The organism is Pseudomonas mangrovi (genome assembly GCF_003052585.1).
Lineage (GTDB): Bacteria > Pseudomonadota > Gammaproteobacteria > Pseudomonadales > Pseudomonadaceae > Aquipseudomonas > Aquipseudomonas mangrovi.
Map to the genome: position 1 here is coordinate 23,787 of NZ_QASN01000003.1, position 23,053 is coordinate 46,839.

Annotated in this window: 22 protein-coding genes; 11 read left to right on the forward strand and 11 right to left on the reverse strand. The window is 67.6% G+C overall.

Annotated features, from left to right (window positions below):
- Nucleotides 1–361 precede the first annotated feature (361 nt).
- From cbiB to DBO85_RS02585, 7 genes are read left to right on the forward strand one after another with little or no spacing between them, the layout of a single operon-like run.
- Complete coding sequence (gene cbiB / locus DBO85_RS02555) at nt 362–1,288, forward strand: adenosylcobinamide-phosphate synthase CbiB (RefSeq protein WP_108105004.1); 927 nt, start codon at nt 362–364, stop codon at nt 1,286–1,288.
- On the forward strand, nt 1,281–2,273 hold the full coding sequence (gene cobD, locus DBO85_RS02560) for a threonine-phosphate decarboxylase CobD (protein WP_108105006.1): 993 nt from the start codon (nt 1,281–1,283) through the stop codon (nt 2,271–2,273). Before cbiB ends, cobD begins: the two co-directional genes overlap by 8 nt.
- A complete protein-coding gene (locus DBO85_RS02565; RefSeq protein WP_108105008.1) occupies nt 2,270–3,742 on the forward strand; it encodes a cobyric acid synthase in 1,473 nt (490 codons plus the stop codon). Before cobD ends, DBO85_RS02565 begins: the two co-directional genes overlap by 4 nt.
- Entirely contained in the window at nt 3,739–4,260 is a 522-nt protein-coding gene (gene cobU / locus DBO85_RS02570; RefSeq protein WP_108105010.1) for a bifunctional adenosylcobinamide kinase/adenosylcobinamide-phosphate guanylyltransferase, read from the forward strand. Before DBO85_RS02565 ends, cobU begins: the two co-directional genes overlap by 4 nt.
- The gene (cobT, locus tag DBO85_RS02575; protein ID WP_108105012.1) at nt 4,257–5,312 is read left to right on the forward strand and encodes a nicotinate-nucleotide--dimethylbenzimidazole phosphoribosyltransferase; all 1,056 of its coding nucleotides are present in this window, start codon (nt 4,257–4,259) and stop codon (nt 5,310–5,312) included. Before cobU ends, cobT begins: the two co-directional genes overlap by 4 nt.
- Entirely contained in the window at nt 5,309–5,893 is a 585-nt protein-coding gene (locus tag DBO85_RS02580; protein WP_108105014.1) for a histidine phosphatase family protein, read from the forward strand. The genes cobT and DBO85_RS02580 overlap by 4 nt, the downstream gene beginning before the upstream one ends.
- Complete coding sequence (locus tag DBO85_RS02585; protein ID WP_108105016.1) at nt 5,890–6,618, forward strand: adenosylcobinamide-GDP ribazoletransferase; 729 nt, start codon at nt 5,890–5,892, stop codon at nt 6,616–6,618. Before DBO85_RS02580 ends, DBO85_RS02585 begins: the two co-directional genes overlap by 4 nt.
- Before the next feature lie 30 nt (nt 6,619–6,648).
- Here DBO85_RS02585 and DBO85_RS02590 read toward each other — a convergent pair whose 3' ends face one another.
- Nucleotides 6,649–7,554: a LysR family transcriptional regulator gene (locus DBO85_RS02590; protein ID WP_108105018.1), complete on the reverse strand. Its 906-nt coding sequence runs from the start codon at nt 7,552–7,554 to the stop codon at nt 6,649–6,651.
- A 49-nt stretch (nt 7,555–7,603) separates the two neighbouring features.
- On the opposite strand from DBO85_RS02590, the gene DBO85_RS02595 reads away from it, so the two are divergent.
- Nucleotides 7,604–7,918, forward strand: coding sequence for a 3-phosphoglycerate kinase (locus DBO85_RS02595; RefSeq protein ID WP_108105020.1), 315 nt, complete (start codon nt 7,604–7,606; stop codon nt 7,916–7,918).
- 105 nt (nt 7,919–8,023) lie between these two features.
- Nucleotides 8,024–8,632 carry an FMN-dependent NADH-azoreductase gene (locus tag DBO85_RS02600; RefSeq protein ID WP_108105022.1) on the forward strand — a complete coding sequence of 203 codons (609 nt, stop codon included), beginning with the start codon at nt 8,024–8,026 and terminating at the stop codon, nt 8,630–8,632.
- Nucleotides 8,633–8,722: 90 nt separating this feature from the next.
- Here DBO85_RS02600 and DBO85_RS02605 read toward each other — a convergent pair whose 3' ends face one another.
- Together DBO85_RS02605 and DBO85_RS02610 are read right to left on the reverse strand one after the other, a co-directional pair.
- A complete protein-coding gene (locus DBO85_RS02605; RefSeq protein ID WP_158268865.1) occupies nt 8,723–10,447 on the reverse strand; it encodes a GspE/PulE family protein in 1,725 nt (574 codons plus the stop codon).
- Between the two features lie 83 nt (nt 10,448–10,530).
- The gene (locus DBO85_RS02610; RefSeq protein ID WP_108105026.1) at nt 10,531–10,902 is read right to left on the reverse strand and encodes a DUF2195 family protein; all 372 of its coding nucleotides are present in this window, start codon (nt 10,900–10,902) and stop codon (nt 10,531–10,533) included.
- Nucleotides 10,903–11,392: 490 nt separating this feature from the next.
- Here DBO85_RS02610 and DBO85_RS02615 point away from each other — a divergent pair, with 490 nt between their 5' ends.
- Nucleotides 11,393–12,574, forward strand: coding sequence for an AAA family ATPase (locus DBO85_RS02615; RefSeq protein WP_108105028.1), 1,182 nt, complete (start codon nt 11,393–11,395; stop codon nt 12,572–12,574).
- 463 nt (nt 12,575–13,037) lie between these two features.
- Here the strand turns inward: DBO85_RS02615 and DBO85_RS02620 are convergent, their stop codons facing one another.
- The 7 genes from DBO85_RS02620 to DBO85_RS02650 all read right to left on the reverse strand — a co-directional run bounded on the left by DBO85_RS02620 (nt 13,038) and on the right by DBO85_RS02650 (nt 20,455).
- The gene (locus DBO85_RS02620; RefSeq protein WP_108105030.1) at nt 13,038–14,594 is read right to left on the reverse strand and encodes a class I adenylate-forming enzyme family protein; all 1,557 of its coding nucleotides are present in this window, start codon (nt 14,592–14,594) and stop codon (nt 13,038–13,040) included.
- Between the two features lie 181 nt (nt 14,595–14,775).
- Nucleotides 14,776–15,057, reverse strand: a complete 282-nt coding sequence (locus DBO85_RS02625; RefSeq protein ID WP_108105032.1) for a peptidylprolyl isomerase — start codon at nt 15,055–15,057, stop codon at nt 14,776–14,778.
- Nucleotides 15,058–15,336: 279 nt separating this feature from the next.
- The gene (locus DBO85_RS19510; RefSeq protein WP_267895597.1) at nt 15,337–15,465 is read right to left on the reverse strand and encodes a hypothetical protein; all 129 of its coding nucleotides are present in this window, start codon (nt 15,463–15,465) and stop codon (nt 15,337–15,339) included.
- A 168-nt stretch (nt 15,466–15,633) separates the two neighbouring features.
- Nucleotides 15,634–16,269 (reverse strand): hypothetical protein, encoded by a 636-nt coding sequence (locus DBO85_RS02635; protein ID WP_108105036.1) that lies wholly within the window; start codon nt 16,267–16,269, stop codon nt 15,634–15,636.
- A gap of 300 nt (nt 16,270–16,569) precedes the next feature.
- Complete coding sequence (locus DBO85_RS02640; RefSeq protein ID WP_108105038.1) at nt 16,570–17,433, reverse strand: hypothetical protein; 864 nt, start codon at nt 17,431–17,433, stop codon at nt 16,570–16,572.
- 130 nt (nt 17,434–17,563) lie between these two features.
- A complete protein-coding gene (locus DBO85_RS02645) occupies nt 17,564–18,139 on the reverse strand; it encodes an Sbal_3080 family lipoprotein (RefSeq protein ID WP_108105040.1) in 576 nt (191 codons plus the stop codon).
- Between the two features lie 333 nt (nt 18,140–18,472).
- Nucleotides 18,473–20,455 (reverse strand): peptidase U32 family protein, encoded by a 1,983-nt coding sequence (locus DBO85_RS02650; protein WP_108105042.1) that lies wholly within the window; start codon nt 20,453–20,455, stop codon nt 18,473–18,475.
- A gap of 316 nt (nt 20,456–20,771) precedes the next feature.
- Here DBO85_RS02650 and DBO85_RS02655 point away from each other — a divergent pair, with 316 nt between their 5' ends.
- Nucleotides 20,772–21,617 (forward strand): CAP domain-containing protein, encoded by an 846-nt coding sequence (locus DBO85_RS02655; RefSeq protein WP_108105044.1) that lies wholly within the window; start codon nt 20,772–20,774, stop codon nt 21,615–21,617.
- A 291-nt stretch (nt 21,618–21,908) separates the two neighbouring features.
- Here DBO85_RS02655 and DBO85_RS02660 read toward each other — a convergent pair whose 3' ends face one another.
- Nucleotides 21,909–22,946 carry an alpha/beta hydrolase family protein gene (locus tag DBO85_RS02660; protein ID WP_199286981.1) on the reverse strand — a complete coding sequence of 346 codons (1,038 nt, stop codon included), beginning with the start codon at nt 22,944–22,946 and terminating at the stop codon, nt 21,909–21,911.
- Nucleotides 22,947–23,053 lie beyond the last annotated feature (107 nt).

A 23,053-nucleotide genomic window follows, 5' to 3' on the forward strand; every position in this document is an offset into this window, starting at 1 on the left:
GTGCAGGGGGCGAGCGGCCGGGATGGCCGCGAGAGGCAGGGTTGGGCCAGGGATGGCCCATGCCTGCCGGCCCCCGGAGCGGCGCCGGAGCGAGGGGAGTCTGGCCGCGTAGCGGGCAGACCCGGATGTCGGGGTGCCCTTTTTCTTTGGTTACTTTCCTGTTGGGCAAGCAACAAGAAAGTGACTCGGCCGGGGGGCCGAAACCCGTTCCGGCGAGACACGCAGACAATGAGCCGTACACCAAATCCCCGGGCCACGCTTCGTACGGCCCCCGTTGGGCCTCGCGTCGCTCGGCACCAACCTACGCCGAGGGTGTCCATAGGTCAGGCCGTAAAGCCCCCGGAGTCGGCGGGGCGCGCTCATGAGCCTGTTCCTCAGTTGCTTGGCCGCCATCCTCCTCGATGCCTTCCTCGGCGAGCCGCGCCGCGCCCACCCGCTGGTCGCCTTCGGCCGGCTGGCAAACTGGCTCGAACGGCATTTCAACGGCCCTCTGTCGGCGGACGGCAGCGGCCGCGCCTGGCGCAGTCACGGCGTCACCGCCTGGTGCCTGGCGGTGCTGCCGCTGACCACGCTGGCCTGGCTGCTGGAGCAGATCCCCTATCTGGGGCCGCTGTTCGCCATCGGCTGCCTGTACCTGGCCCTGGGAATGCGCAGCCTCTATGAACACGCCTTGCCGGTGGCACAGGCGCTGCGCCTGGGCGACCTGACCGAGGCGCGCAAACGGGTCGGCTGGATGGTCAGTCGCGATACCTCGGTGCTGGATGCCGAGGGCGTGGCACGGGCCGGTACCGAGTCGGTGCTGGAGAACGGCAGCGACGCGGTCTTCGCCGCGCTGTTCTGGTTCATCCTGGCTGGCGCGCCGGGGGTGGTGCTGTATCGGCTGAGCAATACCCTGGATGCCATGTGGGGCTACCGCACGCCGCGGCTTGCGCGGTTCGGCTGGGCTGCGGCGCGCATCGACGATGTGCTCAACTATCTGCCGGCGCGGCTGGTCGCGCTCAGCTACGCGCTGCTTGGGCGTACCGCGCTTGCGCTGCGCTGCTGGCAGCGGCAGGCACCTGCCTGGGACAGCCCCAACGCCGGTCCGGTGATGGCCGCCGGGGCCGGTGCGCTGGGCGTCAGCCTGGGCGGTGCGGCGGTCTATCACGGTCGCAGCGAGGTACGTCCGCCGCTCGGCGAGGGGCCACCAGCGCGGGCGCGGGATATCGAGCGGGCGCTGTCGCTGGTGCAGGGAGCAGCCGGGCTCTGGCTGCTGGCATTGTTGTTGTGGGGAGTTGTACATGCTTGAACACGGAGGTCGCCTGCTGCAGGCAGCGCTCAAGTACCGCATCGAGCCGGCGCAGTGGCTGGACCTGTCCACCGGCATCGCGCCTTTCACGCTGCCGCTGCCGGCGATTGACGCCAGCGCCTGGCAGCGTTTGCCGGAGACCGAGGATGGCCTGGAGGCGGCGGCGCGCGACTATTATCGCGCCGCGGAGCTGCTGCCGCTGGCCGGTTCCCAGGCGGCGATCCAGGCCCTGCCGCGGTTGCGTGGGCGCAGCCGGGTCGGGGTGCTCTCGCCCTGTTATGGCGAGCATGCGCATGCCTGGCGCCGCGCCGGGCATGACCTGGTGGAGTGTGCCGAGGGGGCGATACGCCGCGCGCTGGACCGGCTCGACGTGCTGGTCGTGGTCAACCCCAACAATCCCACCGGCCGGCTGATCGAGGTGCAGCAACTGCTGCACTGGCATGCGCGGCTGGCCGAACGCGGCGGCTGGCTGATCGTTGACGAGGCCTTCATTGACTGCACTCCCGAGCACAGCCTGGCAGCTGAAAGCCACCGGCCCGGGCTGATCGTGCTGCGCTCCTTCGGCAAGTTCTTCGGTCTGGCCGGGGCGCGCCTGGGCTTCGCCCTGGCCGAGCGCGATCTGCTGACCTGCCTGCAGCGCGAACTCGGTCCCTGGACGCTGAGCGGGCCCAGCCGGCTGCTGGGTCGCAGCCTGTTGGCTGACGTTGCGGCGCAGCAGGTCCAGCGTGCGGCCCTGCTGAGTGCGGGTGAGCGCCTGGCGGAGCTGCTGCGCCAGCATGGCCTGGCGCCGCTGGGCGGCTGTGCGCTGTTCCACTGGCTGCTGCATGAGCAGGCTGCGCAACTGTTCGACTTCTGCGCCCGGCGCGGCATCCTGCTGCGCCTGTATCGCAACCCTCTAGGCCTGCGTTTCGGCCTGCCCGGCGACGAAGCCGGCTGGCAGCGCCTGGACGCCGCCCTGCTGGCCTGGAACGAGGAGAACCCATGAGCCTTACGCTGATGGTCCAGGGCACCACCTCGGACGCCGGCAAGAGCACCCTGGTGACCGCGCTCTGTCGCTGGGCGCGCCGCCAGGGTGCCGCCGTGGTGCCGTTCAAGCCGCAGAACATGGCGCTCAACAGTGCGGTGACGGCCGACGGCGGCGAGATCGGCCGCGCCCAGGCGGTGCAGGCCCAGGCCGCGGGGCTGGCGCCGCACACCGACATGAATCCGGTGCTGCTCAAGCCCAACAGCGACATCGGCGCCCAGGTGATCATCCACGGCCGCGCGGTGGCGAGCATGGATGCGGTGGCCTACCACGACTACAAGCGCGTCGCCCGCGAGGCGGTGCTGGCTTCGCATGCGCGGCTGAGCGCGGCCTATGAGCTGGTGATGGTGGAAGGCGCCGGCTCGCCCGCGGAGATCAACCTGCGCGCCGGCGACATCGCCAACATGGGCTTTGCCGAGGCGGTCGACTGCCCGGTGATCCTGATTGCCGACATCGACCGGGGCGGGGTATTCGCCCATCTGGTCGGCACCCTGGCGCTGCTCTCCGACAGCGAGCAGGCGCGGGTGGTCGGCTTCGTCATCAACCGTTTTCGCGGTGACCTGGCGCTGCTGCAGCCGGGCCTGGACTGGCTCGAGCAGCGCACCGGCAAGCCGGTGCTGGGCGTGCTGCCGTACCTCACCGACTTGCACCTGGAGGCCGAGGACGCCATCGATGCGCGCCAACTGGCCAAGGCCGGGCGCCTGCTGCGGGTGGTGGTGCCGGTGCTGCCGCGGATCAGCAACCACACCGACTTCGACCCGCTGCGCCTACATCCCCAGGTCGATCTGCAATTCATCGGCCCTGGCGAATCCATTCCGCCGGCCGACCTGATCATCCTGCCCGGCTCGAAAAGCGTGCGCGCCGACCTTGCACGGCTGCGCGAGCATGGCTGGGATGCGGCTATCGCCCGGCACCTGCGCTATGGCGGCAAGCTTTTGGGCATCTGCGGCGGGCTGCAGATGCTCGGCAGGCGTATCGCCGATCCCTTGGGCCTGGAAGGGCCGGCCGGAGAGAGCGACGGGCTCGGTTTGCTGGACTTTTCCACCGAGCTGGCTGCGGAAAAACAGCTGCGCAACGTCAACGGCCGGTTGTGCCTGGAGGATGTGCCGATCAGTGGCTACGAGATCCACGCCGGGATCAGCAGCGGGCCGGGGCTGAATGGCGCGGTCGGGCTGGACGATGGCCGCAGTGATGGCGCCCTGAGCGCCGACGGGCAGATCCTCGCCACCTACCTGCACGGACTGTTCGAACAGCCGCAGGCCTGCGAAGCCTTGCTGCGCTGGGCGGGGCTTGAGCAGGTCGAGGCGTTCGACTACCACGCCCTGCGCGAGCGCGACATCGAGCGCCTGGCCGACCTCGTAGAGGCGCACCTGGATGGCGAGCGCCTGCGTACACTCTGCGGCCTGCCGACGAAGGAGACATCCACATGATCGAACTGATCCTGGGCGGCGCGCGCTCGGGCAAGAGCCGCCTGGCCGAGCGGCATGCCGCCGAGTCGGGGCTTGCGGTGCACTACATCGCCACCGGCCAGGCGCGCGATGGCGAGATGGCCGAGCGCATCGCCCATCATCGCGAACGGCGCCCGGCACACTGGGCGCTGATCGAGGAGCCGCTGGCGCTGGCGCGTGTGCTGCGCGAGCAGGCCGCGGAAGATCGTTGCCTGCTCATCGATTGCCTGACCCTGTGGTTGAGCAACCTGCTGCTGGACGCCGATCCGCAGCGTTTTGTCCGCGAACGCGATGCGCTGCTGGACTGCCTGGCCGACCTGCCGGGGCGGATCATCCTGGTCAGCAACGAGACTGGCCTGGGCGTGGTGCCCATGGGCGAGCTGAGCCGGCGTTTCGTCGACGAATCCGGCTGGCTGCATCAGGCCGTCGCCGAACGCGCGCAGCGGGTGATCTTCACGGTGGCCGGGCTGCCGATGGTGCTGAAGGAGAGCAACGCATGAACGACAACTGGTGGCAGGCCGCCTGCCGCATCCCCGACGCCGAGGCCGAGCGCTGCGCGCTGGTGCGCCAGGGCCAGCTGACCAAGCCCGCCGGCTCGCTCGGCCGGCTGGAGAGCGTGGCGGTGCAGCTGGCCGGGCTGCTCGGCGAGGAACGGCCACTGCTTGAGCGGCTGTGGATCGGCCTGTTCGCTGGCGACCACGGCGTGGTCGAGGAGGGCGTGTCGCTGTTCCCGCAGGCGGTGACCGGCGAGATGCTGCGCAACTTCGTCCGTGGTGGCGCGGCCATCAGCGTGCTGGCGCGGGCCCAGGGCGCGACCCTGGAAGTACTCGATCTGGGCTGCGCGGTGCCGCGTGAGGCGCTGGCCGGGGTGCGCGAGCTGCACCTGGGGCCGGGCACCGCCAACTTCACCCGTGCGCCGGCCATGAGCCAGGCGCAGTGCGCGGCCGCCCTGACCGCCGGGCGAGAGTCCGCCCAGCGCGCCTTGGATGCCGGCAGCCAGCTGTTCATCGCCGGCGAGATGGGCATCGGCAACACCACCAGTGCCAGTGCCCTGGCCTGCGCGCTGCTGAGTGAAACCCCGCAGCGCCTGACCGGCCGCGGCACCGGCCTGGATGATGCCGGCGTGCGCCACAAGGCCGAGGTGATCGCCCGTGCGCTGGCGCTGCACGGTCCCGATATCGACAGCCCGCAGGAAGCCCTGCGTCGCCTCGGCGGCTTCGAGATCGCCGCCATGACCGGCGCCTATCTGGGCTGTGCACAACTGGGTATACCGGTGCTGGTGGATGGCTTCATCTGTACTGTCGCGGCGCTCTGCGCAGTGCGGATGAACCCGGGTTGCCGCGACTGGCTGCTGTTCGCCCACCGTTCGGTCGAGCCGGGCCACAGGTTGCTGCTGGCCGAACTGGATGCCGAACCGCTGCTCGATCTGGGTCTGCGCCTGGGCGAGGGCAGTGGCGCTGCGCTGGCGGTGCCGCTACTGCAGCAGGCCTGTCTGCTGCATGCGCAGATGGCCACCTTCGCCGAGGCCGCGGTGTCGGCGCCCGACGCATGAGCCTGCGTCTGGACCTGCTGCGCCACGGCGAGACCGAGCGGGGCGGCGGCTTTCGCGGGCGCATCGACGATGCCCTGACCGCTGATGGCTGGGCGCAGATGCGCCAGGCGCTGCAGGGTCGCGGCGGCTGGAGCGCGCTGGTCAGCTCACCGCTGCAGCGTTGCCGGCTGTTCGCCGAGCAGCTGGCGGCGTCCCATGGCCTGCCGCTGCAGCCCGCGTCGGGGCTGCGCGAGCTGGATTTCGGAGACTGGGAAGGCTTGAGCGCGGCGCAGCTGATGGACACCAGCAGCGCCGAACTGGGGCTGTTCTGGGACGATCCCTACGCCTTCACCCCGCCCGGCGGCGAGCCCCTGACGGCCTTCGAGGCGCGGGTGCTGGAGGCGCTGACAAGGCTGGTGGATGAGCATGCCGGCGGCCATCTGTTGGCGGTCACCCATGGCGGGGTGATTCGCCTGCTGCTGGCGCGCGCCCGCGGCCTGCCAGCGGCGCGTCTGCTGCAGGTCGAGGCCGGGCATGCCTGCCTGTTTTCCCTGCAGGTGCGCCTGCACGAGGGTCGGCTGCTGCTAGAGGAATTGCCGTGATGCCCTTTCTGATCGCCCTGCAGTTTCTCTCCAGCCTGCCGCTGCAGCTGCCGCGCATGCCCAGCCCCGAGGAGCAGGGCCGCTCGCTGCTCTGCTACCCGCTGGTCGGGCTGCTGTTCGGCGTGCTGCTGCTGGCGGGCGCCTGGCTGCTCGAGGATGCGCCGCAGGTGCTGGCCGCCGCGCTGTTGCTGGCGCTCTGGGTTGCACTTTCCGGAGCGCTGCATCTGGACGGGCTGGCCGACAGCGCCGATGCCTGGCTCGGTGGGCTGGGTGATCGCGAGCGCACCCTGGAAATCATGAAGGACCCGCGCAGCGGGCCGATGGCGGTGGTGGTGCTGGTGCTGCTGCTGCTGCTCAAGTTCGCCGCGCTGCTGGCGCTGCTGCAGGCCGGGCAGTGGCTGGCGCTGCTGCTGGCGCCGCTGCTGGCCCGCGCCAGCCTGCTCGGGCTGTTCCTGACCACGCCCTACGTGCGCGTCGGCGGCCTGGGCGCGGCCATGGCTGCGCACCTGCCGCGCGATGCCGGCTGGCGCGTGCTGTTGCTCACTGGCCTTGCCTGTCTGCTGGCCGGCTGGAGCGGTGTGCTGGCAGTGCTCGCAGCGCTGGCGGTGTATCTGCTGCTGCGTCGTCAGTTGCTCCGCCGCCTTGGCGGCACCACCGGAGACACCGCCGGCGCGCTGCTGGAACTGAGCGAGTGTGCAGTGCTGGTGCTGCGGGCACTGGTCTAGCAACCCCTGGGGTGTGCCGTTGCCCGCCGCTCAGCCTGGAGTCGTGCCTGTGCCGGACGAGCTGCTCTTGAGCAACTCGACCAGGATCTGGGTGGCCGGGCCGAGGCTGCGATCCTTGTTGGCGTACAGGTAGAAGCGCGCGCTGCGCCGCCCGCCGTTTTCCAGCGGCAGGTGCTTGAGGCGGCCCTCGCGCAGGTCACGTTCGATCAGATGGCTGGGCAGCCAGGCAAAACCCAGGCCGCTGCCGACGAAGGTGGCCGAGGTCGCCAGGCTGCCCACCGTCCAGCGCTGTTCGGCACCGAGCCAGCCGGAGTCCCGTGGCTGCAGGCGGCCGGAGTCGCGCACCACCACCTGCATCTGGCTTTCCAGGTCCTGGCTGGTGAGTTCGCGCTGCAGCTGTTGCAGCGAGTGCTGCGGATGCGAGACGGCGACGAATTCGACATCGCACAGCGGTACGCCCAGATAGCCGCGCAGGTCCAGGGCGCTGATGGCCAGGTCGGCGGTACCTTCGTGGAGAACTTCCTCCACCCCCGACAACACCTCCTCGCGCAGGCGCACCCGACAGCCACGGCTCTGCGGCATGAACGCCTCCAGGGCGCGTACGACCTGGGCCGTGGGGTAGGCCGCATCGACCACCAGGCGCACCTCCGCCTCCCAGCCCTGATCCATGTGGAAGGCCAGCTCTTCGAGCTGGCTGGCCTGCTTCACCAACTGCCGCGAGCGGCGCAGCAGCACCTCGCCCGCCTCGGTAAGCACCGCCTTGCGCCCATCGATGCGCAGCAGCGGCACGCCCAGTTGCTCCTGCATGCGCGCCACCGTGTAGCTGATCGATGATTGCGAACGGTGCAGTACCTCCGCCGCCTGGGCGAAGCCACCCTGGTCGACCACCGCCTGCAGGGTCCGCCATTGCTCCAATGTCACACGCGGCGCTTTCATCCGACGCTCCTATTGCCTACTCTGGCGGTCCCCTGCCGGAGACCGAACAATGAAAAAACTCTGCTGTGCCCTGCTGAGCCTGTTGCCGCTGACCGCCTTCGCCTATCCGATCGAGGTGGAAAAATCGCTGAACGGGGCGGAAGTGTCCTACGACGTGCAGGAAGTCGCGCCGAACATCGGTGCCATCTTCCTGGTCAACCAGGGTCAGTCAGCCGCCCGCTGCTCGGCGGTATTCCGCAATGGACCCGAAGCGCCGCGCACGCGCAAGGTGCTGCTGCAGTCGGGTGAGAAGGCCAATCTCAACGTGCGCTTCACCCGTGACATCCTGCGTCTGCGCATCCGCCTCGAATGCGGGCTGGAATGATGGTCGCATCGACAATTTAGATCAAATCTAGCTGATATTTCCGATTTTTTATCGAAAATACCCTGGGTAATCTTTCTCCATCGCCACCCACATTGGAGAAACACCATGTCCCAGGTCCTCGTCATCGAAAGCAGCGCCCGTCAGCAGGATTCGGTCTCGCGTCAGCTGACCGCCGAGTTCGTCCGCCAATGGCAGGCGGCCCACCCGCAGGATCGCGTCCAGCTGCGCGATCTGGCGCGTGAGCCGGTGCCGCACCTGGATGCCGACCTGCTCGGCGGCTGGATGACCCCGGCTGAGCAGCAGAGCCCTGCCGAGCAGGCTGCACTGCAGCGTTCGGAGCGGCTGACCGCCGAATTGCTCACGGCCGACGTGCTGGTGCTCGCGGCGCCCATGTACAACTTCGCCATCCCCAGCACCCTAAAGGCCTGGCTCGATCACGTGCTGCGCGCCGGGGTGACCTTCAAGTACACCGACAAGGGCGCGCAGGGGCTGCTGCAGGGTAAGCGTGCCTTTGTCCTGACTGCCCGTGGTGGCGTCTATGCCGGCAGCGCCATGGATCACCAGGAGCCCTACCTGCGCCAGGCGTTGGGTTTCATCGGCATTCACGACGTGCAGTTCGTGCATGCCGAAGGTCTGAACTTGGGTGGGGAGTTTGCCCAGCAGGGGTTGCTCAAGGCGCGCCAGCGACTGGCGGAGCTGGCTCCGGCGGCCTGAACGCTGCGGTAGCGGGACTGGGCAGCGATGCGGCGACAGCCGGCGCAATGCCCTGCGGTTATTGCGCCCTACAAGGCGGCGTGTGGTTGGCTAGTCCAACCGCACCCGATAGACCTCCGCCAGCGAAATCAGACGCTGGCGGGCCAGTTGCAACGCACTCTGGGTCAGCGGACTCATGCCGTCGTCGATCGCCTGCTGCTCGATCCGTTGCGCCGAAACAGCCGGCTGGATCAACGCGCGCAAGGCGGGCGTGACTTCCAGCAGCTCGTAGGCCGCGACCCGGCCGGAAAAACCCAGCCCGCGGCAGTGCTCGCAGCCCTTGCCGATGTGGAAGCGTTCGTCCGCGCCAAGGCCGAGGGCTGCGCGCACGTGTGCCGGTACCTGTTCCTCGACCAGGCAGTGCGGGCAGTTGCGCCGCACCAGGCGCTGCGCCAGCACCCCGATCAGGCTGGCATTGAGCAGGTAGGGCGCGATGCCGATCTCCAGCAGGCGGGTGACCGTGGTGGCGGCGCTGTTGGTATGCAATGTGGACAGCACCAGGTGACCGGTAAGGGCGCTTTCGGTGGCCATCAGCGCGGTTTCCTGGTCGCGGATTTCGCCGACCATGATCACGTCCGGGTCGTGGCGCAGGATATGGCGCAGGGCGCGGGCGAAGGTGTAGCCGATCTGCGGCTTGACCTGGATCTGGCGGATGCCATCGATCTGGTACTCCACCGGGTCCTCGACGGTGATGATGTTCACTCCGCTGGCGCGGATGGCATTGAGGGCTGCGTAGAGGGTGGTGCTCTTGCCCGAGCCGGTGGGTCCGGTGACCAGCAGGATGCCCTGGTTGTGGCTGATCAGATTGCGAAAGCGCGCGGTGTCGCGTTCGCTGAAGCCGATCTGCTCCAGCGTCTTGAGGCCCTGGCCGGTGTCGAGGATGCGGATCACCACGCTCTCGCCATGCACGGTCGGCATGATCGACAGGCGCAGGTCGATGTTGCGGCCGTCGCGCTGTACCAGGTGGCGGCCGTCCTGGGGCAGGCGGCGCTCGGCGATGTTCATGCCGCCGATGATCTTGATCCGGCTGACGATGGCGCTGAGATTGCTCGGTTTGATCCGCCGCACCTCGACCAGCACGCCATCGATGCGCAGCAGGATGCGCACGTCGTGCTCACCGGGCAGCAGATGGATGTCCGAGGCGCGCCGGCTGATCGCGTCCTCTAGCAGCGTGTTGACGAAGCGCACGGTCGGCTTGTCTTCCGCTAGCTGCTTGATCCGGTGCAGGCTCAGCGCTTCCTCGTCGGCTTCGTTCTCCGGCAGCTGCAGGGCGGTGGCGCCGCCGTAGCTGCGGTTGATCGCCGCGTCGACTTCATGGGCGTCGGCCAGCACGGCCTCGACCTGGCGGCCTGTGACGAACATCAGCACGTGCGCCAGGTCACTGCGGGTCGGGTCCGGAGTCGCCACCAGCAGGCGGTGCTCCAGCGACATCAGCGGGATCGCCTGGTAGCGCCGGGCGATCTCCTCGGGCAGCAGCGCCAGCGCGCTCTCCTCGATATCGAAGTCCGCCAGGGCGACGCGCGGAATGTCCAGCTGGCGTGCGATGCCACTGGCCAGGCGGTCGGCGTCGATCATCTTCAGGCGCAGCAGTACCTGCCCCAGACGTCCGGCAGCAGGGTTCTGCCGCTGATGTTCGAGAGCCTGCTCAAGTTGCTCCGCATGCAGATCGCCACCGGCCACCAGCAGCTCGCCGAGGGCGGCGTCCTGACGGGCAGGGCAGGGATGTTGCTCGAGAAATTTGCGCAGCGCTTCGCGGGACTTCAGCGGACTGGTCATGGGCGGCTCGTCGAACAGCGGAGGTCGATCACAGTCTAGTGTCGCCAGGCGCGCCCCAGGGCGATCTGCATCAATGCCGACAACTATTCCGGACCAGCGCAGGTGAAGCGCACCCTTGATGCCTGGCTGAGGTCGAGTGCGCCGGGTAGATCGATCAGAAGCTGCCCATCCGCAGGTGGCATGAAGCGACCGTAGGCCAGCAGCTCGCCCGGCGCATTCTTTGCGGACAGCTGGTAAGCCATCACCGCCGAGACACAACCGCATTCACCGCGATGCCTGCGTTGCTGAATGCGCCCGCTCAGCTGCGGTGGATTGCCGGGCAGCAGTCGCAGGCGGTCGATCTCGACGCACGGAGCCAGCGAGTTGAAAAGCCGCAGCGGCGCCGCGCCATCCGCGAAGACGGAGGGAGCGCTGCTCAGGAGAACGGCCAGCAGGGCTCTGTGCGCTGTGCTCATTGCAGGGTCTCTCCAGAAGGTGAACGGCGAGCCTAACCCAGGCGACCGCAGTCGCCTACGGATGAGCCGAAAAAGCCGGCCGGTGGCGCATTGCCGGGGATGCCTGGTTGAGACTTCTTGGCGAGTGCTGGTCCGTGGTGACGGGGCGGCCGGGCAGGGGGCGGCGCAGAAGAGATTGCAGCGACTCGCCCGAATGGCCTGGCGAGGCCCGACCTGCCGAGGCCTGACCTACCGAGGCCCAACCTGCTCGCCTGCCAGGTAGCTTGCCGAGTAGATCGTGGGTAGCCAGTTCGGTCTGACCTGCAGCCGGCCGGGAACGCGGCATCTGGACGGCTGGGTGGCGGTCCGAACGGGTTGCAGTGGCTCCGGTGTTGCCCTCAACCGAGCGCACACGTGCCCGCGGCTCGCCTCGTCGTGTAGTGCTGCCCTTGCCGCCGGCGCCTGCTTCGGTAAGCTGCCCGGCAGATCGCCGCTGGAAAAGGACATCCCCATGCTGCACACCCTCGCTGTACACAACTATCGCTCGATCAGTTCGCTGCTGGTGCCGCTGGGTGCGCTCAACGTGATCACCGGCGCCAATGGCAGCGGCAAATCCAATCTCTATCGGGCCCTGCGCCTGCTGGCGGAAACCGCCCAGGGCGGCGTGGTGGCGGCGCTGGCGCGCGAAGGGGGCCTGGCGTCGAGTTTCTGGGCCGGACCGGCCAACCTGTCGCGACGTATGCGCGAGGGCGAGGTGGCGATCGAGGGCGGCCCCTCGCGCGGGCCCAAGCGGCTGCGGCTGGGCTTCGCCGGCGAGGACTTCAGCTACGCCATCTCGCTGGGGCTGCCCGATTCCAATTCCGGTGAGGACCGCGAGACGCCCAGCGCCTTCGCCCTCGACCCGCAGATCAAGCTGGAATCGATCTGGGCCGGGGCGGCCTATCGACCGGCTTCCCTGCTGGTGGAGCGCAAGGGGCCGATGCTGCGTGCCCGCGAGGGGCGCGAGTGGCAGGTGCTGGCACAGCATCTGGCCACCTTCGACAGCCTGTTCAGCCAGGTCGGCCGCGACGCCAGTTGCCCGGAGGTTTTCCAGCTGCGCGAGATCATCCGCGGCTGGCGCTTCTACGATCATTTCCGCACCGACGCCGACGCGCCGGCCCGTCAACCACAGCTCGGCACCCGCACCCCGGTGCTGGCACATGACGGTCGCGATCTGGCCGCAGCCCTGCAGACCATCCGCGAGATTGGCGATCCGCATGCGCTGGATGCTGCCATCGAGGATGCCTTTCCAGGGTCGCGCCTGCGTATCGAGGTAAACGACGGCCTGTTCACCGTGCATCTGCAGCAGGACGGGCTGCTGCGCCCGCTGAGCGCCGCCGAGCTGTCCGATGGCACGCTGCGTTATCTGCTGCTGGTGGCTGCCCTGCTGACGCCGCGGCCGCCGTCGCTGATGGTTCTGAACGAGCCTGAGACCAGCCTGCACCCGGATCTGCTGCCGGCGCTCGGGCGCCTGATCATCCAGGCTTCGGCGCGCAGCCAGGTCTGGGTGGTATCGCACGCCAACCGCCTGATCGCGACTCTGGAAGCGCATCCCGAATGCAACGCCGTGGTCCTGGAAAAGAGCCTGGGCGAAACCCGCGTGGCCGGCCGCGGCCTGCTCGACGAACCGCTCTGGCGCTGGCCGGATGCCTGAGCCGTAGCGCCGCATTTCCCTCTCACGCCGGGAGAGGGTGCCGCAGGCGGGTGAGGGATGCCCCGGCGTGCAGGGTCTTTCCATCCGTAGGGTGGATGACGCCTTGTTCATCCACCGGGGGATCGTCTGGTGGATGGGTCGAGCGCCATCCACCCTAAGGTCGGGACCAGCCGGTATGCAGCGGCCGTCTCCAACGCATCCGGCGCTGTGCGCCACCTTCTCCCGGGGAGAGAAGGACCGCTGCGGGGCGATGGTGCAGTGTGTTTGTCAGGGCACACACCGCTTTTCCCTTTCCATCGGGAGAGGGTGCCGAAGGCGGGTGAGGGATGCTCCACGCAACTCGCGGCTGCTTTCGAACCGGGCACCAGGCACCCTGCCGTGCCAGCCTTCCCTGGCTCTGCGCCGCGCGCTACCGTCTCCCGAAGAGAGAAGGACAGCAGTGGGGCGATGGCGCTGTAGTTTTTTACTCCAGCACGCCGTGCTCGGCGAAGAACTGGTCGCGCAGCTCGCGCTTGAGTACCTTGCCGATCGCGCTGCGCGGCAGTTCGTCGGTGAGGATCAGGCGATTCAGGCGCTGGGTCTTGCCGACGCGCTGGTTGAACCAGGCAAGGATCTCCTCTGCGCCCGCGTTGCTCTCCGGGCGCAGCACGGCGTAGCCCACCGGGGTTTCGCCCCAGCTGGTCGAGGGCACGCCGACCACGGTGACGTCGGCCAGCGCCGGGTGCTGGCGCAGTTCGGCCTCCAGATCGCTCGGGTAGATGTTGAAGCCGCCGCTGATGATCATGTCCTTGCGCCTGTCCATCAGGGTCAGAAAGCCGTCGGCGTCGAAGCGGCCGACATCCCCGGTGCGGATGAAGCGCTTGCCGCTCTTGTCGTACCACTCGGCCTCGGCGGTCTTCTCGGGCTTGTTCAGGTAGCCCTCCATCATCGCTGGCGAGTGCCCGACCACTTCGCCGATCTCGCCGTAGGGCAGCTCGTTGCCATCCTCGTCGATCACCCGCATGTCGTGGCCGTCGAGCGGCTGGCCGACGCTGGCGAGCTTTTCCGGATGCAGGTGCGCCATCAGCATGCAGGAGCCGCCGCCTTCGGTCATGCCGTAGAACTCGACCAGCCCGCCTGGCCAGCGCTTGAGAATGTCGGCCTTGAGTTCGGCATGGAAGGGCGCGCTGGTGGAGAACTTCATGTGGAAGCTCGACAGGTCGTAGCTGTCGAAGTCGGCACGGTTCATCAGGCGTTGGTACTGCACCGGCACCAGCATGCTGTGGGTCGCGCGGTGCTGCTGGGCCAGTTGCAGGTAGCGGGCGGCATCGAATTTGGCCATCAGCACCAGGGTTCCGCCCAGGCCCAGCGTCGGCAGGAAGGACACCAGCGTGGTGTTGGAGTACAGCGGCGTCGACATCAGGGTGACGCAGTCCGGGCCGTAGCCAAAGGGAATGCCGCGAACGATGTGCGCCCAGCGCATGCCGTGGGACTGGACGATACCCTTGGGCTCGCCCGTGGTGCCGGAGGAATAGATGATGTTGAAGTGCATCGCCGGCGTGATCTCCACCGGCGTCGGTTTGCCCTGACGCAGCCACTGGCTGAAACCGCGCGTGCGATTGCTGTCATCCAGACTCAGCAGCGCTGGCAGTTGCGCCTCGATGGCGGCCAGCGCCTGCTGCACGGGTGCATCGACGAACACCAGCCTTGCTGCCGAGTCGCGGATCATGGTCTGCAGGCTCTCGGCAGTCGAGGACGGCGCCAGCGGGGCCACCACCACACCGGCGCGCAGCGCACCGAGGAACAGCACGGCATAGTTGATCGAGTTGCTGGCGCAGATGGCGATCGAGTCGCCGGCGGCGAGGCCGTCCTGCTGCAGGCTGAAGGCGACCTGGTCGAGCAACTGGTCCAGCTCGCGGTAGCTCAGTCGCTGCTCGTCTTCGATCAGCGCCGGATGTTCGGGGCGGCTCGAGGCGTTGGCGCTGACCAGGGCGGACAGGGTGGAGAAGGGGCTGTCGAGGGTCAGGGGGCTGTGGGTCATGACGCGGCGCCTTATTGTCGGACAAGAGGACGGAATGGCTCTAGTCTGGACTTTGCAGGCAGGCTGTGGGAGCGAGTTGTCGCTACCGAATACCCGTCGATCAGAATCATGGATGCAGTCGGGCCGGGCTGTACGGCGCTGCAACGCCCCGGCATTGCGCCGGAGCGAGCGGGGCGGTGGCTCAGTCCTGGCGGCTGGTGACTTCCAGCAGGTGATAACCGAACTGGGTCTTCACCGGGCCCTGGACCACGTTCACCGGGGCGCTGAACACCACGGTGTCGAATTCCTTGACCATCTGCCCCGGACCGAACGAACCCAGGTCACCGCCCTGGCGGCTGGACGGGCAGGTCGAATTGTCCTTGGCGATCTGGGCGAAATCGGCGCCGGCTTCGATGGCGGCTTTGAGTTCGTTGCACTTGGCTTCGCTGGAAACCAGGATGTGGCGGGCGGTGGCTCGGGCCATGGGTAAGACTCCTGTTGGATGAAGGCGCCGAGCCTACCGTACTGAACGGATGTTTCAAGCCTGCTGCGCTGCTCGCACGGCTTCGCCTGGTCGCAGCACTGGCAGGCATGAGATTGGCGTGGAGGCAGGGATGTTGGCTTGTGCGGGCGGATGGGGTGGGGTCGTGCATCGGCACGCAGGGTGCGCCGAGAGGGGCGTCCCGCTCGGGGTGAAGCCCGGCAGGCTGTTCACGGCACAGCGCCGCGCGTCAGAAGCGCGCGGTGCTGCGAGTGAGGAAGATCAATGCGTCGAATGGCTGCCGAGCAGGGTGGTCCCGCCCTTCTTCTCGTGCTTGGCGGCGCGCTTTTCCTGGGCGCTCTTCAGTGGCTTCTTCTTGCTCTCTTTGTGCGGTGAGGTGCCTTTGCTCATGTTCTCTACCCCTTTGGGTGCGATGACGACTCGCCGCGGATGGCGGCGAAGCCCGGGTTCGGCCATCGAGCCGACCCACTCCGGCAGCCTAGTCCTTAAATCGTCTGCGCAGCGACAATGCCGCCCGACGGTCGCATCCCGCGAGCGACCGGGAGCGGCATGCGGGGGCTAGCGGCGAGTGCTGGCGAAAACGCGGATCTCGCCAATCGGGTAGCTGCGCATCGGGCTCGGCCGACGCCGCCCCACCGAGTTCGGCGTGACCAGCATCGGCTGGTTGATACCCCGGTGTTCGAGGACGATCTCGTAGCCCAGGGCACGGTTGTCCGCCGCTACCAGCAGGTAGTAGTCGCCACTGTGCGGCGCCAGCCCGCTCATCCGCAGTGATACCCCACGGGACCCGGTCAGCGCCTGGCTGGGATGCTCGTCGACCAGCGTGCCGTCCGCGTCGAGCAGAAACACCGCAGGCTTGAGACCGTACTTGGCGTTCCCCGAGCAACTGATGCAGTCGGAGACGATTTGCAGGTTGTACAGCTGCTGCGCTTCAAGGGTTATCCGGAAGACCCGGTAGTTGCTTGGCAGATCGTGCAGCAGCAGGCGCGGTTGATCCTGGCCGATCTGGTATTGCGGGGCGCGGCCGGGGTCGATCTGCAACGGCGCCACCGGGGCCAGGCGCACGGCTTCGGCAAGGCTGGTCGCCAGGGGCGTGGTGCTGGTTCGGACCTGGCTGTCGAACAGGGTTTTCGGGTCGGTGGTGCAGGCACCGAGCAGAAGCAGGGAAAGCAGCAGAACGAGGCGGGTTGGCATGGCGTGTCCTTACGCGAGGGGATGTACGAGTTTCAGGGTAGTCGAGCAGAGCGCAGATTTCCGGCGGGCGCCAAGGATGCCACAGGCGGGAAGTTGAGGCTGCAAGCGGGCGCACGAAAATGCGCCGCGGCGTCTGACAGATCCCTCTCCCGGTGGGAGAGGGAAAAGCCAGGCTCGAGGCACTGCATGCCCACTATCCCGTGCCATCGCCCCGCAGCAGTCCTTCGCCCTCCGGGAGAAGGTGGCGTGCAGCGCTGGATGACGGATGGCCGTTGCTGCAGAGTGCCCGGTTGGCTCCTGTCAGGGCAGCACCAGGGCCGAGCTGCCCATCGCTGCGGCGATGGTTGAGACGAAGTTGTTGGCCGCGATGTTGGCTTCGGTAGACAGCTTCGAACCGACGGTCGCGGTCGCCTTGGTGTAGGCCATCTGCGCGTCGAAGTAGGCCTTCTGCAGGCGCTCCTGCTCGCTGACCTCAGTGGCTTTCAGGCGCTGGGCGTAGACCTCGCGCAGCGGGCCGGTGTGCTGCTCGTAGGCCTCTTCGAGCCTGGGCAGCTCCTTCGGCGCGCGGACCAGGTGGCGCGGCGCTCTGGCTGCCTCTTCATCACGCTGGGCGGCGAAGTAGCCAGGCATCTCGTTGCTCTGCTCGAAATACTCGACGAACTCGTCGCGCCGAAAGATCTTGCTGAAGATATTGCCACCGTGCTCGGTGACATGGCCGGTGACTTCCTCCGGGAACGGCTCCTGAACCGGGAAGCGCCAGGTCTTGTCGATGAACAGCTGGTTGCGCAGTTCCAGGCTGCCGGTGAAGGGCACGCCGTCGAGCACGATGGTGCTGTGGATGCTGCCGAAATTCTTCAGCTTGGATTCGTCGGTGACGTAGGTTTCGCGAGCGATCACGTAGTCGCTCAGGGTCGGGTTGATCAGCCCGCCAACACCGCCCTTGTAGACGATGAACTGCAGCTCGCCGAGCTGCTCGCTGCGCATGCTGTGCAGGCCAGGTTCGAGGCTTATCTCGTAGCTGACGCCCGAAGGGATCAGGTAGGCGGTGCCGTCGATGTCCAGCTCCAGGTTGGTCGAGGTGGGGTTGTCGATCGTATAGGTCACCGCGTCGCTGCAGCCGGCAAGCAGCAGGCTGGTAAACAGGCAGAGCAGGAGTTTCTTCATGGGGGCGAGAGTCCGTTCAGGGCGAGGAGTCGCAGCACTTCATGCGCGCATGAAGTCGGCTGCGCGGGCCCTTATGCAGAACAATTCACACCCTGTCCAGGCGCTGTTGAGCGGGACGTGAAGCCCGTCATCACTCGGCCATGATCTGCCGGTAGCGACGCTGGTATTCCTCGTAGGACAGGCCTTCGCGCATCAGTTGCTCGACCTGCTGCTGCTTGTAGGCGGCAGGCGACAGCGGCGCAGCCGGGTTGGCCTCGACTTGCGGCGCGACTACCCGCGGTGCGCCGGCGGGGAACAGTTGGCTGGTCAGCTCGGCGATCTTGTTTTCGGCGTCGATGAACTTGTCCATGCGCCCGCCGCCCATCTTGGCGTCGTAGTTGGCATGGCCGACCTGGCGACCATCCTGAAACACGCGGATGTCGGCATAGACCATGTACATCGCCAGATCCCAGGCCCAGTTGGCGGTGTAGGCGGTGGTCAGCGGGCAGGCCGAGGTGCTGGTGCCGGGCTGCTTCTCGCTGACGATGAAGCCCTTCTGCTGTAGCTGCTGGCGATAGGCCGTGTGGAAGCCTTCGCGCAGGCCGCGATCCGGGATCATGCAGATCTCGTTGCTGGTCGGCGCCGCCAGTGTGGCCGGGGTGACGTTCTGCTTGATGCTGCAGCCGCTGATGGCGAGCAGGGCGAAGACGGCGAGAAGAATACGCATGGGAAATCCCTTTGGAACAGCTTGATGAGGTGAGCGCAGGCGCTTGGGCCGGCACTCTAGCCATGTGGCGGTTTGCCATCAAGGCCTGGATCTCTCAGGCTGCGAGTCGCCCGCTGCATCCCTCACCCGCCTTCGGCACCCTCTCCCGGAGGGAGAGGGAAACGCCGTGCAGGCTCGCAGCCCTGCATGACCACCCCCCACGCCATCGCCCCACAGCTGTCCTTCTCCCTGCGGGAGAAGGTGGCGCGCAGCGCCGGATGAGGGATGGTTCGGCGTGCAGGGTGCTGAAACCCAGACTGGCAATAGCGCGCCGTCCCGGCCTGCACTCAGCGCTCAGCGGCGGATGGTCTTGAGCAGATCGTCCGGGCTGATCGAGGCGACCACGCTTTGGCTGCCCAGCAACGGCAGATCGAGAATGTGCCCCTTCATCTTGCCGATCACGTGCATCTCGCAGGGCTTGCAGTCGAACTTCAGTGTCAGCACCTCGTCACCGTGCACCAGCTGCATCGGCGCGACCTTGGTGCGCACGCCGGTGACGCCCTTGGCCTGCTTGGGGCAGAGGTTGAAGGAGAAGCGCAGGCAGTGCTTGGTGATCATCACCGGCACCTCGCCGGTTTCCTCGTGGGCCTCATAGGCCGCATCGATCAGCTCGACGCCGTAGCGTTTGTAGAAGGCGCGCGCCTTGTCGTTGTAGACGTTGGCGAGGAAGCTCAGGTGCGCCTCGGGGTAGACCGGCGGCGGCACGCTGACCGGCTTGCGCCCGCCACGCGGATGCGCCGCCAGGCGCGCCTCGGTGAGGTCGTCGATGACCTGGTTGCGCAGCGCCTTGAGCTGCGAATTGGGCACGAACAGCGCCGCACCTTCGATGCTCACCTCCTCGGCGTGGTAGCGGGTTGCGCCGAGTTTGCCGAGCAGCTCGCGCAGTTGCTCGAGCGCCTGCTCGGGCTTGTTCGCCGCACCGAAGGGGCCGGGCAGGCTGGCGCTGGCCACGATGCCTTCCTCGCTGCTGGCGCTCAGGCGAATCGCCTGCGGATCGAGCACCACCGACCAGCGCAGGCCGACGCGACGTTCGGCGGAGGGCTTGAGCAGCGCTTGCTGCCAGTTGTGGTCGAGGTTGCGATTGAGCGGGTGCTGCGGACGCAGGCGGGCAAGCGCCGCGGGCATCTCGTTAGGCTCGACGCGGTAGCGCCAGCGCGGCGCGCCGGCGTCCTCATGGTGCGCCAACTGCTCGACCACGCTGGCGCGAAAACCCACCACCTCGCGCTTGACCAGCACGTTGAGGCCATCGCCGTTGGACAGCGGCTCGTGGGTCACGGCGATCAGGTCGTGCCTGCCGACCTTCTCCACCTCGCCGACCAGCAGGCCGGTGAAGGTCGGCGAGTCGAAGGCGCCGATGTCGATCTTGCGCTCGCTGACGAAGTAGTCGGTGCTGCCGCGGTGGAAGGTCTTGTCCGGATCGGGGACGAAGAAGTGTTCGGTACGACCGCTGGAGGCGCGCGCCAGCTCCGGCCGGCTGGCGAGGACGTCATCCAGGCGCTGGCGGTAGTAGGCGGTGATGTTCTTGACGTAGCTGACATCCTTGTAGCGCCCCTCGATCTTGAACGAGCGCACGCCGGCATCGACCAGCGCCGCCAGGTTGGCGCTCTGGTTGTTGTCCTTCATCGATAGCAGGTGCTTCTCGAACGCCACCACGCCGCCATGCTCGTCCTTGAGGGTGTAGGGCAGGCGGCAGGCCTGCGAGCAGTCGCCGCGGTTGGCGCTGCGCCCGGTCTGCGCGTGGGAGATGTTGCACTGGCCGGAGAAGGCCACGCAGAGCGCGCCATGGATGAAGAACTCCAGCGGTGTGTCGACCTGCTGGTGGATCTCGCGGATCTGCGCCAGGTCCAGCTCGCGCGCCAGCACCAGTTGCGAGAAACCGGCCGCGCCGAGGAAGCGCGCCTTCTCCAGGGTGCGGATGTCGCACTGGGTGCTGGCATGGATCTCGATCGGCGGGATGTCCAGCTCCATGACGCCCATGTCCTGAACGATGATCGCATCGACCCCGGCGTCGTACAGCTGGTGGATCAGCGTGCGCGCCTTCTCCAGCTCGTCGTCGTGCAGGATGGTGTTGAGGGTGACGAAGACCCGCGCATGGAACAGGTGGGCGAAGCTGACCAGCCCGGCGATGTCCGCCACGCTGTTCTCCGCGTTGTGCCGCGCGCCGAAACTCGGCCCGCCGATATACACGGCGTCGGCGCCATGCAGGATGGCCTCGCGGGCGATCTCGGCATCGCGAGCGGGGCTGAGCAGTTCCAGATGGTGGCGGGGCAGGGACATGGCGCGTGACCGGCTAAAGGGCGGGGCGGGCATTGTAATGGCTGGCGAGGCTTTTGCGGACGGCACTGACTGCTGGGGTGACGGGCGCGGTTTGAGCGGTGGGTGTGGGTAACAATGCGGGCCCGGGGTGGCAGACGCCGATGCAGGCGCACTTGCTGCTGCGCTCGCGCTGCACCCGCGCTGCACCCGCGTCGCGACAGGGGCCATCGCTGCGGCCTCAGCTATGTCGCCAACCGCGCGCCGCTCACCGCTGCGGGTGGCTTTCTTTGTTCGCGCAATCGCGCATCATGGGTGGGTCCGCATTCAGGAGAGCCCCATGCGCAGCCCCACCGTCTTGCGTCTTTGCATTCTTCTCTCAAGCCTGTTCGGCAGCGCCGTCGCTGCAGCCGATGAGCAAGCCCGTCTGCTCGAATCGATCAACAGCTACCGCGCCGAGGTGCAGCGCTGCTCCGGCGAGCCGAGCGAGATACTGCCGCCGCTGTCGGTGGACAAGCGGCTGGTGCTGTCGGTCGGCATCGGCGGTCTGGAAGAGTCGCTCGGCCGTAGCGGCTATCCGTTGGCCAACGTGCGTGCGATCAACCTGTCCGGTCCGCGCGATGCGCAGGCGGCGATGGCGGTGCTGCGGCAGAGCTTCTGCAAGTTGCTGCTGGATGCGCAGTTCATCGATATCGGGATCAGCCGCCAGGAGCGCGAATGGCGCATCGTTCTCGGGCGCCCCCTGCTCACGGCGCGGCTGGGCGACTGGCAGGGTGAAGGCAAGCGCCTGCTGGAGGCGGTCAACCAGGCACGTAGCCAGGCGCGTCGCTGCGGTAGCCAGGAGTACCCTGCCGCCGCCGCGCTGGTCTGGAATGCCGAACTCGGCATCGCCGCAGAGGGCCACAGCCGGGCCATGGCCAACGGCAACTTCTTCAGCCACCAGGACCCTGACGGCCGCGTTCCCGGGGACCGTGCCGAATTGGCCGGCTACCACGGCAGCCGCGTCGGCGAAAACCTCGCCGCCGCCCTCGACGCCCCGCAGCGGGTGGTCGACGCCTGGCTGGCCAGCCCCGGCCACTGCGCCAACCTGATGAGCGCCCAGTTCAGCGAACTCGGCGCCGCCTACGCCGAGGACCCGAAGAGCGATGCGGCGATCTACTGGACGGCGTTGTTCGGGTCGCCTTGACCGGGTCGCGCTGACCGGGGCGTCCTGAAGAGGGTCGTCCAGACGGGGGAGAGGCTGCTAGCAGGGCAGCGAGTCGCCTGAGAGATACTTACCCTTTGGCAGTCTCTCCCGGAGCGCGGCGCTTCGAGGCGTCGCGTGGCCCCACGCAGCGTCATCGACTTCAGCTGTCCTCCCGTCGGGAGAAAGTCGCGCGGCGGCGGGCTGTGGCGGTTGTAGGGCGCTTGGTTTCGCACGCTGAACCACCGCACGCGTGCCGACTCTCCGCGGCGTTATCTGTTTTGCGGGATCGATCTAGGGTGCGGGTTCAAGCAGATGCCGTTCGAAGAAGTCGATGATCAGCGCGTTCAGGCGGGGCACTTCCGTCGCACGGTCGAAACCCGGCGGGTCGCCAATCAGTTCCTCCAGCAATGCGTCATCGATCGCGGGGAGCGGCGCCAATAGCGCGCCGTGGCCGCCCTGTTCAAGATCGCTCAGATGCTCGCAACTGCCACAGGCCTGCAGCAACGCATCGCTGTGATAGAGGGGTATCAGCCAGCGGTCCTGGCGAGCGCTGATGATGCCGACGGGTATGGGGGGAGAGGCCAATGTACGCAGGTCGAAATCCGCCGCGAGCGGTACGCCGGAAACCACGGCAGCAACGCGCCGGTCCTGATGTGCGTGCATGTGCGGATCTTCAAAGCGGCGACGTATGACTCTCCGTGCGGCCCATTGCTTCAGCGGGTCGAGGATGCCGCCGTTCAAGCGAGTGATTAGTCCGACACAGGTCTGGAAGTCCTCGGCCAGATGTTCGTCGCAGTGCTGGCGGAATCGCGCCTCCGACCACTGGCCGCCGGCCAGGCTGAGCATGGTGTGACCTCCTGCGGACATGCCATAGGCGCCGACCCGGTCCAGTGCAAGATCGAAGCGGTCGTCATCCTGCACCGCGTCGATCGCGGCAGATACCTCGAGTGGACGCCGTTTCCAGCTCTCCGGACCCGGCGCGCTCGGGTCGTCGGAGTTGTCGCCGGCATGGCTCGGCATCGCCACCACAAAGCCGGCCGCAACCAGCGCTTGCGCCAGTTCTCGATAGAGCCATGGCGAGCCGCCAGAGCCATGGGAAATAACCACCAGCCGGTCGTTGCCAGGCTCCGGCTGGCCGTCCCAGGCGGCCTGGAATACGAAGTCGCCGCGTTCTACCCGACGTTCTGTCGAGGATGATGGATAGAACAGGGTGACGGCGCCACCATCCCTGGCGCTGCGGATTTCGCTCACGCCGGTGGTGGCCCACGCCGCGTTACTCAGCAGAGGAAGCAAAGCGCCGAAGGCGGCCATGCAGAGGGTCAAGCGCATGTTCGGGTGTCCTGTAGGTAAATCGCCACGCAGGCCGTGATGGCGGCTATCGCACCGATCCATGACCGGGTCAGGCCAGCGGGTTCGATGGGCCCGCCGTGCCGCAG

Excerpts from the sequence above, each read along its gene's own strand:
- DBO85_RS02640 (WP_108105038.1), bottom strand. The coding sequence starts at position 17,433 with ATGAAGAAACTCCTGCTCTGCCTGTTTACCAGCCTGCTGCTTGCCGGC.
- DBO85_RS02625 (WP_108105032.1), bottom strand. The coding sequence starts at position 15,057 with ATGGCCCGAGCCACCGCCCGCCACATCCTGGTTTCCAGCGAAGCCAAG.
- cbiB (WP_108105004.1), top strand. The coding sequence starts at position 362 with ATGAGCCTGTTCCTCAGTTGCTTGGCCGCCATCCTCCTCGATGCCTTC.
- DBO85_RS02605 (WP_158268865.1), bottom strand. The coding sequence starts at position 10,447 with ATGACCAGTCCGCTGAAGTCCCGCGAAGCGCTGCGCAAATTTCTCGAG.
- cobD (WP_108105006.1), top strand. The coding sequence starts at position 1,281 with ATGCTTGAACACGGAGGTCGCCTGCTGCAGGCAGCGCTCAAGTACCGC.
- DBO85_RS19510 (WP_267895597.1), bottom strand. The coding sequence starts at position 15,465 with ATGAGCAAAGGCACCTCACCGCACAAAGAGAGCAAGAAGAAGCCACTG.
- cobT (WP_108105012.1), top strand. The coding sequence starts at position 4,257 with ATGAACGACAACTGGTGGCAGGCCGCCTGCCGCATCCCCGACGCCGAG.
- DBO85_RS02595 (WP_108105020.1), top strand. The coding sequence starts at position 7,604 with ATGAAAAAACTCTGCTGTGCCCTGCTGAGCCTGTTGCCGCTGACCGCC.
- DBO85_RS02660 (WP_199286981.1), bottom strand. The coding sequence starts at position 22,946 with ATGCGCTTGACCCTCTGCATGGCCGCCTTCGGCGCTTTGCTTCCTCTG.
- DBO85_RS02600 (WP_108105022.1), top strand. The coding sequence starts at position 8,024 with ATGTCCCAGGTCCTCGTCATCGAAAGCAGCGCCCGTCAGCAGGATTCG.
- DBO85_RS02635 (WP_108105036.1), bottom strand. The coding sequence starts at position 16,269 with ATGCCAACCCGCCTCGTTCTGCTGCTTTCCCTGCTTCTGCTCGGTGCC.
- DBO85_RS02650 (WP_108105042.1), bottom strand. The coding sequence starts at position 20,455 with ATGTCCCTGCCCCGCCACCATCTGGAACTGCTCAGCCCCGCTCGCGAT.
- DBO85_RS02590 (WP_108105018.1), bottom strand. The coding sequence starts at position 7,554 with ATGAAAGCGCCGCGTGTGACATTGGAGCAATGGCGGACCCTGCAGGCG.
- DBO85_RS02655 (WP_108105044.1), top strand. The coding sequence starts at position 20,772 with ATGCGCAGCCCCACCGTCTTGCGTCTTTGCATTCTTCTCTCAAGCCTG.
- DBO85_RS02620 (WP_108105030.1), bottom strand. The coding sequence starts at position 14,594 with ATGACCCACAGCCCCCTGACCCTCGACAGCCCCTTCTCCACCCTGTCC.
- DBO85_RS02580 (WP_108105014.1), top strand. The coding sequence starts at position 5,309 with ATGAGCCTGCGTCTGGACCTGCTGCGCCACGGCGAGACCGAGCGGGGC.
- cobU (WP_108105010.1), top strand. The coding sequence starts at position 3,739 with ATGATCGAACTGATCCTGGGCGGCGCGCGCTCGGGCAAGAGCCGCCTG.
- DBO85_RS02610 (WP_108105026.1), bottom strand. The coding sequence starts at position 10,902 with ATGAGCACAGCGCACAGAGCCCTGCTGGCCGTTCTCCTGAGCAGCGCT.
- DBO85_RS02615 (WP_108105028.1), top strand. The coding sequence starts at position 11,393 with ATGCTGCACACCCTCGCTGTACACAACTATCGCTCGATCAGTTCGCTG.
- DBO85_RS02565 (WP_108105008.1), top strand. The coding sequence starts at position 2,270 with ATGAGCCTTACGCTGATGGTCCAGGGCACCACCTCGGACGCCGGCAAG.
- DBO85_RS02645 (WP_108105040.1), bottom strand. The coding sequence starts at position 18,139 with ATGCGTATTCTTCTCGCCGTCTTCGCCCTGCTCGCCATCAGCGGCTGC.